Source organism: Mesorhizobium sp. B2-3-6 (genome assembly GCF_006442305.1).
Taxonomy (GTDB): Bacteria; Pseudomonadota; Alphaproteobacteria; order Rhizobiales; family Rhizobiaceae; genus Mesorhizobium.
Map to the genome: position 1 here is coordinate 322806 of NZ_VFVW01000003.1, position 13814 is coordinate 336619.

A 13814-nucleotide genomic window follows, 5' to 3' on the forward strand; every position below is an offset into this window, starting at 1 on the left:
AAATTTATGCGGACTGATCGCGTAGCTGACCAATGTTTGGCCTTGTCACCTGGTGGCCGGATCTGCCCGTGAATCGGCTATTCAGCTGAATTCATTCGAAATTCCTTTCTAAGGCGAGACTGGCACGGTTCCTGCATTGAAATAACCGGACCCTTAGTGGGTCACGGAACAGGCGTCCAATGGCGGGCGCCCACAGGCAAAGCTGCCGCTCAGGTCAAGACGCGATCCGGATTCCCGGACGCGAAGACCTGGCCGGCGGCTTTTTTGTTTGGCCGAACACGCAATCGACGGTGCTGGTCCCAGGCAGCGCCCAACCGGAGACGACGATGACGAAACGGATCGGAACTGGAACAACCCTCAAGGATTTCACGCGCCGCGATTTTGTCGCCAGCAGCGCGCTGGCGGCGGCGCTGTTCGTCGCAGCGAAGATGCTGTTCCCGGTTGGTGCCGTGGCCGAGGGCAAAGGTGCCCAAGTGAACGCGCCAAGCTCGCCGCGCTGATGCCGCGCCGCTGACCATCGATCAAGAAAACACGCGCGGTGCTTCTCCATCGCAAACCGGAGCCTGACATGACCGCAATCCTCCCAGCCGCGCCCAGCCAGGACAATGCCCCCCGGCAGGCGCTCCTGATGTCCACCATCGCGTTCACAGTCTGCTTTGCGGTGTGGACGATCTTTTCCATCATCGGCGTGCGCATAAAGCAGGAACTTGGGCTGAACGAGACGGAGTTCGGCCTGCTCGTCGGCACGCCGATCCTCACCGGCTCCCTCGTGCGCATGGTGCTCGGCGTCTGGACCGACCGCTATGGCGGACGGCTGGTTTACACCGCCACCATGCTCGCTGCGGCGGTAGCGACCTTCCTGCTCGCTTTTGCGCACACTTACGGACAGATGCTGATCGCTGCACTCGGCGTCGGGCTTGCCGGCGGCTCCTTCGCCGTTGGCGTCGCCTATGTCTCGCGCTTCTTCCCGGCGGGCAGGCAGGGCACGGCGCTCGGCATCTTCGGTGTCGGCAATGTCGGCGCCGCTGTCACCAAATTCCTGGCGCCTTTCGTGCTTCTCGCCTGGGGCTGGCAATCGGTCGCGCTGATCTGGGCGGCAGCACTCGTCATCATGGCCGCCATCTTCTGGTTCACGACCGGCGACGATCCCGTGATTCGCGAGCGCCGCGCCGGCAAGACCACGCCTGCGAGGAGCTTCTGGCAGGAATTCGCGCCGCTGAAGAACCCGCAGGTCTGGCGCTTCGCCTTCTATTACTTCTTCTCCTTCGGTGCGTTCGTGGCGCTGTCGCTGTGGCTGCCGCGCTACCTGATCGGCGTTTACGGCTTCGGGCTGGCGACCGCCGGCATGATCGGCGCGGCTTATTCGATTCCCGCGAGCATCTTCCGCGCCTATGGCGGAGTGCTTTCCGACCGCGTCGGCGCTCGTACCGTACTCTACTGGACCTTCTCCGTTTGTGCCGTCGCGACCTTGGTGCTGTCTCTCCCCTCGGCAGACTATGTGGTGCGCGGCATCAGCGGGCCGATCGCCTTCCATTTCGAGATCGGCCCGCTCGCCTTCATCGCCGTCGCCTGCGTGCTCGGCTTCTTCATGAGCCTCGGCAAGGCCGCCGTCTACAAACATATCCCGGCTTACTATCCGCAGAGCGTCGGGGCCGTTGGCGGCGTCGTGGGCATGATCGGCGGCCTTGGCGGCTTCATCCTGCCGATCGCCTTTGGCGCGCTGAACGATCTCACCGGCGTCTGGTCGAGTTGCTTCATGCTGCTCTTCGTCCTCGTCGTCGCCTGCTTTGCCTGGATGCATGTCAGCGTCAGGCGGATGGGGCGGGCCGCATCAACCAAGGCGTCGACCCTTTCCTATGCTGCAGAGTGACACCGGAGCGGATTAGGAACATGACCCAAAAACTCGTCATCATCGGCAACGGCATGGCCCCCGGGCGCATGCTGGAGCACCTGCTGGAACAGGCGCCGGACCGCTACAGCGTCACCATCTTCAACGCGGAACCGCGCGTCAATTACGACCGCATCATGCTGTCACCGGTCCTCTCGGGCGAGAAGGCCTACGAAGAAATCATCATCCATGGCGACGGCTGGTACATCGCCAACAACATCACCCTCTACAAGGGCCACAAGATCGTCGCCATCGACCGCGCAGCGAAGACCGTCACGTCGGACCACGGCGTCACCGAACCCTACGATAAGCTCGTCATCGCCACCGGCTCGGTGCCGTTCATCATCCCGGTGCCCGGCCACAACCTGCCCGGCGTTCTCACCTATCGCGACCTCGACGACGTCCAGGCGATGATGCTCGCGGCCCAGTCGCGCGCCAAGGCTGTGGTCATCGGCGGCGGACTGCTCGGACTGGAAGCAGCAGCGGGCCTCAACGCGCAAGGCATGGACGTCACCGTGCTGCATGTCATGCCGACGCTGATGGAGCGCCAGCTCGATCCGGCGGCAGGCTATCTGTTACAGCGCGCCGTCGAGCAGCGCGGGATCAAGGTTGTCACCAAGGCCAATACAAAGGCGATCACGGGCAACGGCAAGGCCGAGCAGGTCGAACTCGTCGACGGCACCGTCATCCCCGCGACGCTGGTGGTGATGGCCGTCGGTATCCGGCCGAACGCAGCGCTGGCGAAGGAGGCGGGCATCGCCGTCAACAGAGGCATCGTCGTCGATGCCGGCATGCGCAGCAACGACCCGGACATCTACGCGCTCGGCGAATGCGCCGAGGTCAACGGCCAGATCTATGGGCTGGTCGCCCCCCTATACGAGATGGCCCGCGTCGCCGCCCGCCAGCTCGCCGGCGACGAGGCGGCCGGTTTTGTCCACATGGACACGCCGACCAAGCTCAAGGTCACCGGCATCGACCTGTTCTCGCTCGGCGACTTCGCAGAGGGCGAGGACCGCCAGGAGATCGTGCTGCGCGACGCGGCGGCCGGCGTCTACAAGCGCCTCGTGCTCAAGGACGACCGCATCATCGGCACCGTGCTCTACGGCGAGACCGCGGACGGCGCCTGGTTCAACGACCTCAAGAAGAAGCAAACAGACATATCGCAAATGCGCGATACGTTGATCTTCGGCCAGTCCTACCAGGGGGGTGCCCCACTGGACCCTATGGCGGCCGTTGCAGCCTTGCCGGATGATGCGGAAATCTGCGGCTGCAACGGCGTCTGCAAGGGCAAGATCACGGGCGCGATCGCGGCCAAGGGGCTGACTTCGCTCGACGACGTGCGCGCGCACACCAAGGCGTCGGCCTCCTGCGGCTCCTGCACCGGGCTGGTCGAAAAACTGATGGTGCTGACCATCGGCGACAAGTACAACCCGGCCGCCGTACAGCCCATGTGCTCCTGCACGACGCTCGGCCATGACGAGGTGCGCCGGCTGATCAAGGCCAAGGCGCTGAAGACCATTCCCGCGATCATGCAGGAACTGGAATGGAAAACCTCCTGCGGCTGCGCCAAATGCCGGCCGGCACTCAACTATTATCTCGTCTGCGACTGGCCGGACGAATACGCGGACGACTACCAGTCACGCGTCATCAACGAGCGCGTCCACGCCAACATCCAGAAGGACGGCACCTATTCGGTGGTGCCGCGCATGTGGGGCGGCGTCACCAATGCCGCCGAACTGCGCGCCATCGCCGATGTCGTCGATAAGTTCGATATCCCGATGGTCAAGGTCACCGGCGGCCAGCGCATCGACATGCTGGGCATCCGCAAGGAAGACCTGCCAGCGGTGTGGGCCGACCTCGGCCAGGCCGGCTTCGTCTCCGGCCACGCCTATGCCAAGGGTCTGCGCACGGTGAAGACCTGCGTCGGTTCCGACTGGTGCCGCTTCGGCACGCAGGATTCCACCGGTCTCGGCATCCGCATCGAGAAATTCATGTGGGGCTCGTGGACGCCGGCCAAGGTCAAGATGGCGGTTTCGGGTTGTCCGAGGAACTGCGCCGAGGCGACCTGCAAAGACGTCGGCGTCATCTGCGTCGACAGTGGCTACGAGATCCACTTCGCGGGTGCGGCAGGCCTCGACATCAAGGGCACCGAAGTGCTTGGCCTGGTCAAGACCGAGGACGAAGCGCTGGAGCATATCGTGGCGCTGACGCAGATGTACCGCGAGCAGGCCCGCTATCTCGAACGCATCTACAAATGGGCCAAGCGCGTCGGCATCGCCGAGATCAAGCGCCAGATCATGGACGATGGCGACAAGCGCAAGGCCTTCTACGACCGCTTCGTCTTTTCCCAGAAATTCGCCCAGGTCGATCCGTGGTCGGAACGCGTGTCAGGCAAGGACAAGCACGAGTTCCGGCCGATGGCCTCGGTCGGGTTCGCGGAGGCGGCGGAGTGATGGAGATGTTCGCGCGAGCCACCCTCTGTCCCGCCGGCCATCTCCCCCTCAAGGGGGGAGATTGGATGCCACAACGGCCTTTGCCAATCGCCAACTTCGCAGAACGGACGCCATCAGCAAAACTACCGATCTCCCCCCTTGAGGGGGAGATGTCCGGCAGGACAGAGGGGGGCGCCTGGGCGCATTCGTATCAAATAAAGGCGACCCAATGACCTGGACACCGATCGGCTCCCTGTCCGACATCCCCCGCCGGGGCGCGCGCTGTGTTGCCACGCCGCAGGGCAAGATCGCTATCTTCCGCACCGCCGAGGACCAGGTCTTCGCCATCGACGATCATTGCCCGCACAGAGGCGGGCCGCTGAGCCAGGGCATCGTGCATGGCGCGGCGGTCACCTGCCCCCTGCACAATTGGGTCATCTCGCTGGAGACCGGCAAGGCGCTCGGCGCCGACGAGGGCGCGGTGCGCACCATTCCGGTGAAGATCGAGGGCGAGCGTTTGTTCATCGCGCTCGAAGCGCTGGCAAGCCGCGCGGCCTGACCCATGCAGATTGGCGAAGCACGCGAGGTGAGGACCACTTGCCCCTATTGCGGGGTAGGCTGCGGCGTGCTGGCGAAGGTCGCCGCGGACGGACAGGTGTCGGTCCGCGGCGACCCCGACCATCCCGCGAATCTCGGCCGGCTCTGCTCCAAGGGCTCTGCTCTTGCCGAGACCATCGGCCTCGACGGCAGGCTGCTCCACCCCGAGATCCACGGCCGCCGCGCCTCCTGGAATGAGGCACTCGATCTTGTCGCGTCGACCTTCTCGCAAACCATTGCCGAACATGGGCCGGATGCGGTCGCCTTATATGTCTCCGGCCAGTTGCTGACCGAGGACTATTATCTCGCCAACAAATTGATGAAGGGGTTCATCGGCTCGGCCAATATCGACACCAATTCGCGCCTCTGCATGGCCTCCTCGGTCGCCGGCCATCGCCGCGCCTTCGGCTCCGACACGGTGCCCGGAACCTACGAGGATCTGGAGCTTGCCGATCTCATCGTGCTGGTCGGCTCGAATCTCGCCTGGTGCCATCCCGTGCTCTACCAGCGCATAGCTGCCGCGCGTGAGAAGCGCTCGGAGATGAAAATCGTGCTGGTGGACCCGCGCCGCACCATGACATCCGATATCGCCGACATGCACCTGGCGATCGCGCCCGATGGCGACGTCGCCCTGTTCACCGGCCTGCTCGCCTGGCTCGGCCAGCACAATGCGCTCGACCGCGCCTACATCACGGCGCACACGACCGGCTTCGGACAAGCCCTTTTCGCCGCCTCGGCACTCGACCTTGCCGGCATCGCTGCCGCCACGGGCCTGAGCGAGGACGAGCTCGCCCGCTTCTACGGCCTGTTCGCCGCGACCGCCAAGACTGTCACGGTCTACAGCCAGGGCGTGAACCAGTCGTCGTCCGGCACCGACAAGGTCAACGCCATCATCAATTGCCACCTCGCCACCGGTCGCATCGGCAGGCCCGGCGCCGGGCCGTTCTCGGTCACCGGCCAGCCCAACGCCATGGGCGGACGCGAGGTCGGCGGCATGGCCAACATGCTGGCCGCCCACATGGAGATTGAAAATCCCGGGCATCGAGAACGCGTGAAGCGCTTCTGGAATGCACCTGACATCGTGCAAAAGCCCGGTCTGAAAGCGGTCGACATGTTCCGGGCGGTCGCCGACGGGCGGATCAAGGCGCTGTGGATCCTCGCCACCAATCCTGTCGATTCGATGCCCGATGCCGACGCCGTCGAAGCAGCGATCAAGGCCTGCCCGTTTGTGGTGGTGTCGGACGTGCAGGCCGACACAGACACGGTGCGCCATGCCCATGTCCGGCTGCCGGCCACCGCCTGGGGCGAGAAGGACGGCACCGTCAGCAATTCCGAGCGTCGCATCTCACGCCAGCGCCCGTTCCTGGCCGCGCCCGGCGAGGCGCGGCCGGATTGGTGGATCATCGCCGAAGTGGCGCAGCGGATGGGTTTTGGCGAAGCGTTCGCGCATGCGTCCCCGGCGGAGGTTTTTGGCGAGCATGCCGCGCTGTCGGGATTTGAAAACGACGGTGCGCGCGATTTCGACATTGGGATTTATGCCGGCCTCGATGGGGAGGAATACGACGCGCTGGCGCCTTTCCAATGGCCAGCACCGAGCCCGGCCACCCCTCTCTGGCCTGCCGGCCATCTCCCCCTCAAGCGGGGAGATTGGATGCCACGGCGGCCTTCGCCAATCGCCGATATCTCAGGACGAGCGCCGTCGACAAAACTGCCGATCTCCCCCCTAGAGGGGGAGATGTCGGGCAGGACAGAGGGGGGCGCCTGGGCTCGACATCTCTCGGAGGGGAACGTTCAAGCTGAGCCCCAGCCGGAGAACGATAAAGCAGGGCCACCGAACACCCGCTTCTTCGCCGACGGCAATTTCTACACGCCCGACCGCAAGGCGCGCTTCATCGCCGTCCGCCCTGTCACGGAAACCCGCACGGACGAGAAATTCCCCCTCGTCCTCAACACCGGCCGTGTCCGCGACCATTGGCACACCATGACGCGCACCGGCAAAAGCCCGCGTCTGTCGCAGCACATGGCCGAACCCTTCGTCGAGATCCATCCTGATGACGCCGTGCGATACGGCATCGGCGACGCCGACATCGCGCGCATTTCCAGCCCGCGCGGCGCCGTGTTCGTGCGCGCGCTGGTCACGTCCCGCCAGCGCCGTGGCAGCGTTTTTGCGCCGATGCACTGGACGGACCAGTTCGCCGCCAAGGGCCGACTCGACACGCTCACGGCGCCGCTCACCGACCCGGTTTCCGGCCAGCCGGCACTGAAGCACGTCGCGGTGCACATCGAGAAATTCGCCGCGATGGCGTTCGGCTTCGCCGTGACCCGACAAAGGCCCGAAGCGGTCGCCGGCGACTATTGGGCCGTGGCCCGCTGCAGGGATGGCTGGCGGGTCGAGCTCGCCTTTGCAGACGACAAAATCGACTGGACGACTTTTGCCCAATCCCTGTTCGGCGCCTCGACCGATGCCGAAATACTCGCCTATCACGACCGCGATGCCGGCCAGCATCGCATCGCCGCCTTCGATGGCGTACAGCTCGCGGGCGCCCTGTTCGTCGCTCCCGGCCCGGTCGCCGTGTCGCGCGGATGGGCAACGCAGCAGCTCGAAGAGGCCCATGCCAGCCAACGCGAGCGCTTCCGCATCGTCGCCGGCCGCGCCGGTGCCGAACGGCCCGATGCCGGCGCGACCGTCTGCTCCTGTTTCAACGTCGGGATCAAGCAGATCACGGCGGCGGTGGCTTCCGGCTGCACGAACGTGGAAGCCATCGGCGCCGCGCTGAAGGCAGGCACCAATTGCGGCTCCTGCCGCTCTGAGATCCGCGCCATCATCCAGGCACATCGCGTTCAGGCGGCCGAGTAGGCGGCAGAACCCGCCATCGGCGGCCTCCCGATGCGTATGCGCCGGCGGACCCCGCGTCAGCCCATCATAGCCGGGCGGCAGAACGACACCCGGGGCGTAGCTGCGGTTGTCCAGATCGCTAAGCGCGCCGTACTTGCCGCCGTGTGGGTTGCCGCCGACGTCTCGCCGCCATCATTGGCTACAGAACTGGACTTTAGTCCGAGCTGTCTCATCTGGACACAAAAGCGCAAGGCTGAAAATGTCTTAATGCATGTCGCCCAAAAGTAACCTCGGTTTTGGGAGGACGACATGCACGAAAAAAGCCAAAAGCGCGTCGCATGAATCCGCTTCGACGCGACCCGCTCTTGGAGCGCAGTAAGCTTGGCCAACCAGAAGGAGGCGGATGCTGGACATCGAGGACATAGCCGCTCATCCGGATCTGCACCGCCACGTCCAGGAGCAGTCGCTGGCGCTGATCCACATCTACGAAGCCAGCCCGCGGCTTGCTTCCATATTCGCCACGCAGCAGCGCTGGCTGATGGGCCATGTCGGCCTTGCCATGCATTTCAGGCGCGACCCGGGCGACCGTCGCACCGCGTTGACGGTGTCGCGCTTCATCGAGTTCGTGCATCAGCACAAGGTCGCCAGCCGCAACACCGCCGACGCTTTCATCAAGGAGATGCTGAATTACCGCATCGCCGAATACGTCGCGGGCGGAGACGGGCGCACCCACCCGTTGCAGCCGACAGCGGACACGGTGCGGACATTCACCGGATGGGTGCACGCACATCTAAGCACCCTTGACCGACTCGACGGCGCGGACAGGCTGGCGAAATACCTGGAGCGGCCCGATATGCTCGCCGCCCTGCAGCCCCTCGTGGCCGACGGCCTGCTTTCGTCCAAACCGGTGCGCGAACCCAACCAGACCTTTTCCCTGTTCATCTGGCTCAACAATGGCGGCATCGTCATGGATCGGCTCATGTCCGGCATCGACCCCGACCATGCCGGCCTAGATCGGATTCCGACCAGCGTGGTCTCGGTGGCGGAATTCGCCAGTTGGCTCAAACTGTCGCGCACCCACCTCGCCCGAAAACTACGCGATGCCGAGGCGCTCGGCAGCATCGGCTGGCTGGGCCAGCGCGGCAATTCCGTGATGTGGGTCTCGCACCGCTTCTTTCAGGAATACATGACCGTCCAGGCCGCCAAGCTGGCCATCGTGGATGCCGCCTTCGCAGCATGCTTTTCCACCGACCACTGAGAGACTCGCAGCTGCCCAGGCTATGAAGGCGGTCCGTGCCGCTGCGTATCCTCGAAACAAAAAAGCCGCCTCGGCGGCGGGACGTCAGCACCATACGAAGAATGACAGCATAACTGCCCTCAGCAGTGAACCTCAGGCCGCAGAACGGCCCGGGTGCGCAAGGTCACCCGAGCTGGAACCCGCAATGTCACTCGATGTCGAAGGAGACACCCTGGGCGAGCGGCAGCGCCTTGGAATAGTTCACCGTGTTGGTGGCGCGGCGCATATAGGCTTTCCACGCATCGGAGCCGCTCTCGCGGCCGCCGCCGGTTTCCTTTTCACCACCGAAGGCGCCGCCGATCTCGGCGCCCGACGTGCCGATATTGACATTGGCGATGCCGCAGTCCGAGCCGTCGACGCCGAGAAAGCGCTCGGACTCCTGCAGGTCGCGGGTGAAGATCGACGACGACAGCCCCGCTCCCACCGCATTGTGCTCGTCAAGCACGGCGTCGAAATCGGAATACTTCATCACATAGAGGATCGGCGCGAACGTCTCTTCGGTCACCGGCGACACTTGGCTGGGCATTTCGACTAGCGCCGGATGCACGTAGTAGGCGTCCGGATGGCCATTCTCGACCCGCGTGCCGCCGGTCACCTTGCCGCCGTGGGCGGACGCTTCCTGCAGCGCCTTCTGCATGGCTTCGTAGGCTGCCTTGTCGATCAGCGGCCCAACGAGCGCCGACGTCTCCAGCGGATTGTCGACAGAGACGCTCTGATAGGCCTTCTTCAGCCGCGGTACCAAGGCGTCGTAGACGCTGTCATGCACGAACAGGCGCCTCAGCGTCGTGCAGCGCTGGCCCGCCGTGCCCATCGCGCCAAAGGCAATCGCGCGCAACGCCATGTCGAGATCGGCGGTCGGGCAGACGATGCCGGCATTGTTGCCGCCGAGCTCCAGCACCGCGCGTGCAAAACGCTTGGCCAGGCGCGGGCCGACGTCGCGGCCCATGCGGGTCGAGCCGGTGGCGGAGACCAGCGGCACCTTGGGATGATCGACCAGGATCTCGCCGACGGCGCGGTCGCCGATCAGCACCGACGCTAGCCCTTCCGGCGCATCAGTGCCGAAGCGCTTGACGGCGCGCTTGAAGATCGCCTCGCAGGCAAGCGCCGTCAGCGGCGTTTTTTCGGAAGGCTTCCATACCACCGCGTCGCCGCAGACCAGCGCCAGCGCCGCATTCCACGACCACACCGCGACCGGGAAGTTGAAGGCGGAGATGACGCCGACCACGCCGAGCGGATGCCAGGTTTCCATCATGCGATGTCCCGGACGCTCGGTGGCGATGGTCAGCCCGTACAATTGCCTGGAAAGACCGACGGCGAAGTCGCAGATGTCGATCATCTCCTGCACTTCGCCGAGCCCTTCCGAGGGGATCTTGCCGACCTCGATCGACACCAGCCGGCCAAGTTCGGCCTTGTGCGCGCGCAATTCTTCGCCGAGCAGCCGCACCAGCTCGCCGCGCTTCGGGCCCGGTACCAGCCGCCAGGCCTGGAACGCCTTGTGCGCGGCATCGATGGTCCTGGCCGCATCGGCCTGTGAGATCGTGCTCAATGCCGCGATCTGCTCGCCCGTCACCGGGCTGCGCACGATCAGGTCGCCGCCGGCAAGCACCTCCTTGGCAACACCCAGTTTCGCCAGCAGCTCGGCGGTTTCCTTCGCTATCGTCATGTCTGTCCCTTTCAGATCCCGCCATTCATGTGGCGTGGTCAAAGCATTGCGCCGTGCGTTCCCTATGCGATGAGGCGCAGGGTGGCGCTGTCTTGGCGTGCCAATAGCGGTTTCAGGAAAAAATCGCCACCCCGGCATGGTCCAAGCCCGGGCCAGACCATTGAACCAGCGTCAGCTTGCGGTGCGCGCTGCGCTGTCCTTCATCAGCCGGTCGATATGCATGCGTATATGGGCCGCTTCCGCCGCCGTGTTGGCAAGCGCGATGGCGCGGTCGAAGGCCACCCGCGCCTCCTCGCCCCGGTCGAGCTGCATCAAAAGCCCGCCCTTGAGGCCGAAGAAATGAAAATAGCCGGAAAGCCTCTGCTCCAGCGGCTCGATCATGGCGAGCGCGGCCTCCGGGCCACGCACCTTGGAGGCCGCGACCGCACGGTTGAGGGTGACGACGGGCGACGGCTGCATCTGTTCGAGCAGGCCGTAGAGCAGGTCGATCTCCACCCAGTCCGTGTCCTCGGCCTTCGCGGCCCGCGCATGCAGCGCGGCAATCGCCGCCTGCACCTGGTAAGGGCCGGGCTTGCGGTGGCGCAGTGCCTTGTCGACCAGCGCCAGCCCCTCGTCGATCATCTTGCGGCTCCACAGGCTGCGGTCCTGATCCTCGAGCAGCACGACCTCGCCGTCCGCATCGAAACGAGCCGGTGCGCGTGCATGCTGGAGCAGCAGCAGCGCCGTCAGCCCCATGATCTCCGGCTCGGTCTGGAACAGCCTGAGCAGCAGCCGGGCCAGCCGGATCGCCTCCTCGCACAGCGGCGCGCGGGCCGGCGCCTCGCCGCTGTTGGTCGAATAGCCCTCGTTGAAGATCAGGTAGACCATGGCCGCGACCGCGGCGAGCCGCTCCGAGCGCTCCACCGCGCCCGGCGTCTCGAACGGCACGCCTGCGTCGGCGATACGTGCCTTGGCGCGGGTGATGCGCTGCTCCATGGCGCTTTCGCCGACCAGGAAGGCGCGCGCGATCTGCTTGACCGTAAGGCCGGAGACGATGCGCAGCGCCACCGCGATCTGCTGCGTTGCCGGCAGGTCGGGATGGCAGCAGATGAACAGCAGCCGCAATATGTCGTCGCGGTAGTGCGCGCCATCGAGCCGCTCGGCGATGTCGCTCTCTGCGTCCTCGAGATCAGATATCTGGTCCTCTTCCGGCATCGGCGCCTGCTTGGCGCGCTTGCGCACCGCGTCGATGCCGCTGTTGCGTCCGACGAAGATCAGCCAGGCCGCCGGATCGCGCGGCGGACCGTTCTGCGGCCAGTTCTTCAGCGCCCTGAGGCAAGCGTCCTGGAAAGCTTCCTCCGCCGTATCGAGGTCGCGGAAATAGCGCAGCAGCGCACCCATCGCCTGCGGGCGAGCGGCGCTGATCGCTGAGCTGATCCAGGCAAGTTCGGTCATACGGCGACCCTAGTGGGATTGAAGATGGATACCGGCCGGATTTCGTAGGAGCCGCCGCTCGGATTGACCTCGGAAAGTTCGCGCGCGAACTCCACCGCCTCGTCGAGATCGGCGCATTCGAGCGTGTAGAAGCCGAGGAACTGTTCCTTGGTCTCGGCGAACGGCCCGTCGATGACGATCGATTCGCCCTTGACCTTCCTCAGCGTCGTCGCCGCCGTCGTCGGCAAAAGCCGCGCCACCGGGCCAAGCCGGCCGGCGTCCGCGTATTTCTGCTGGACATCGAGGATGTTGGCCATGACCTTGTCATCCTGCTCCTTGCTCCAGGAGCAGACGACGTCTTCGGAAGCATAGCACAAGATCGCGTAGAGCATGGTTTGTCCTCTTCTGTGTCAAAGGACGAAACACTAGGACCGATCCCGACACGGCGTCGATAAAAAAATCGAGGAGCCACGGATTCAGCGGCCGGTGGTTGCCGCGGGTCCGCTTTCGTGCGTCTTCAGCCATCGCAGCACGAGCGCTTCCTCGTCATCGAGACCGTCTATCGACCGTTTGCGCTTGTTGGCTTCCGCCATTTCGGCAAGCAGCCGTCCCTGCAGCCATGCTTCGAAGACTTGCGGATGGATATAGCATTGGCGGCAGACGGCGCGCGTGTTGCCCAGCCGCTCGGCGACCCTGTCGATGACGCTGTTCATCGCCCGTTTCTGCTGTGCCTGGCTGTCGGGCAGCACCGTTTGCGCGAACAGCGACGCGGCGTGAATGGTGCCGCCCCATGTACGGAAATGTTTCGAGCTGAATGCATCGCCGATGGCCTCGCGGATGTAGCGGTTGACGTCCTCGGAGCGCACCGGGTGTCTGTTGCCGTCCTCATCGAGATACTGGAACAGCTTTTGGCCCGGCAGGTCCTGCGCGCCCCGCACGATTCGCGCGATGCGGCGATCGACCAGCTTCAATTTCCATTCCTTGCCCGATTTGCCCTTGAAGGCGAACCGCAGGCTCGATCCCTTGATGTCGACATGGCGGTCCCGCAGCGTCGTCAGGCCGAAGCTCTTGTTGTCGCGGGCGTAAGCGGCGTTGCCGACTCGGATCATGGTGTTGTCGAGCAGCCAGACGATCGCGGCGACGACGCGTTCGAGCGGCAGGCCATGGCGGCGCAGGTCGCTGTCGATCCTGTGCCGAAGCTCCGGCAGGCTTTCGGCGAAAGCGACAAGGCTCGAATATTTGGCGCTGTCGCGTTCCTCGGCCCAACGCGGATGGTAGCGATATTGCTTGCGCCCGCGCTGATCCCTGCCGGTTGCCTGGATATGGCCGTCCGCCTCGGGCGAGATCCACACATCCGTCCAGGCCGGCGGGATAACGATCGCCTCGATGCGCGCTCGGGTGGCATCCGAGACCGGCCTTCCGTCAGGTCCCCTGTAGGAAAATCCCTTGCCCGCTTTCAGTCGGCGGATACCGGGCTCGGTATCGCTGACATAGTTCAGTGCGGCATCCTCGGCAGAGATCTGAGCGCCGTTCTTTGGTGCGGCCTCGCCGTCGATAGTCAATCCGGATTTCTGCAGCATGCTGGCCCCACGGAAACACCCGTAGATAAGCCTCTGGGCCGAGCACTGGTTCCATTCCTGTCCGAAAAGTCGGCGGCCACCCACGCCGGGGCGGAACCCTGCAAGGCG

At 64.9% G+C, this 13814-nt stretch carries 10 protein-coding genes; 6 read left to right on the top strand and 4 right to left on the bottom strand.

Translation table 11 applies throughout. The features are described from left to right. Positions 1–179: 179 nt before the first annotated feature. The 6 genes from FJ953_RS10820 to FJ953_RS10845 all read left to right on the top strand — a co-directional run bounded on the left by FJ953_RS10820 (position 180) and on the right by FJ953_RS10845 (position 9011). Positions 180–500, top strand: coding sequence for a hypothetical protein (locus tag FJ953_RS10820; RefSeq protein WP_140496176.1), 321 nt, complete (start codon positions 180–182; stop codon positions 498–500). Positions 501–568: 68 nt separating this feature from the next. Then, a complete protein-coding gene (locus tag FJ953_RS10825) occupies positions 569–1870 on the top strand; it encodes a nitrate/nitrite transporter (protein WP_140556650.1) in 1302 nt (433 codons plus the stop codon). Between the two features lie 20 nt (positions 1871–1890). Then, entirely contained in the window at positions 1891–4341 is a 2451-nt protein-coding gene (nirB, locus tag FJ953_RS10830; RefSeq protein ID WP_140624251.1) for a nitrite reductase large subunit NirB, read from the top strand. 208 nt (positions 4342–4549) lie between these two features. Further along, positions 4550–4879 carry a nitrite reductase small subunit NirD gene (gene nirD / locus FJ953_RS10835; protein WP_140522291.1) on the top strand — a complete coding sequence of 110 codons (330 nt, stop codon included), beginning with the start codon at positions 4550–4552 and terminating at the stop codon, positions 4877–4879. Between the two features lie 3 nt (positions 4880–4882). Beyond that, positions 4883–7774, top strand: coding sequence for a nitrate reductase (locus tag FJ953_RS10840; protein ID WP_140624253.1), 2892 nt, complete (start codon positions 4883–4885; stop codon positions 7772–7774). Positions 7775–8156: 382 nt separating this feature from the next. Beyond that, complete coding sequence (locus FJ953_RS10845; RefSeq protein WP_140556645.1) at positions 8157–9011, top strand: hypothetical protein; 855 nt, start codon at positions 8157–8159, stop codon at positions 9009–9011. 187 nt (positions 9012–9198) lie between these two features. Here the strand turns inward: FJ953_RS10845 and FJ953_RS10850 are convergent, their stop codons facing one another. The 4 genes from FJ953_RS10850 to FJ953_RS10865 form a co-directional block, all read right to left on the bottom strand. Further along, on the bottom strand, positions 9199–10713 hold the full coding sequence (locus FJ953_RS10850; RefSeq protein ID WP_140624256.1) for an aldehyde dehydrogenase family protein: 1515 nt from the start codon (positions 10711–10713) through the stop codon (positions 9199–9201). A gap of 171 nt (positions 10714–10884) precedes the next feature. Then, on the bottom strand, positions 10885–12147 hold the full coding sequence (locus FJ953_RS10855) for an RNA polymerase sigma factor (protein WP_140624258.1): 1263 nt from the start codon (positions 12145–12147) through the stop codon (positions 10885–10887). Further along, on the bottom strand, positions 12144–12518 hold the full coding sequence (locus FJ953_RS10860; protein WP_140496184.1) for a YciI family protein: 375 nt from the start codon (positions 12516–12518) through the stop codon (positions 12144–12146). The genes FJ953_RS10855 and FJ953_RS10860 overlap by 4 nt, the downstream gene beginning before the upstream one ends. A gap of 84 nt (positions 12519–12602) precedes the next feature. After that, positions 12603–13706, bottom strand: coding sequence for a DNA topoisomerase IB (locus FJ953_RS10865; protein ID WP_140624260.1), 1104 nt, complete (start codon positions 13704–13706; stop codon positions 12603–12605). Between the last annotated feature and the right edge of the window lie 108 nt (positions 13707–13814).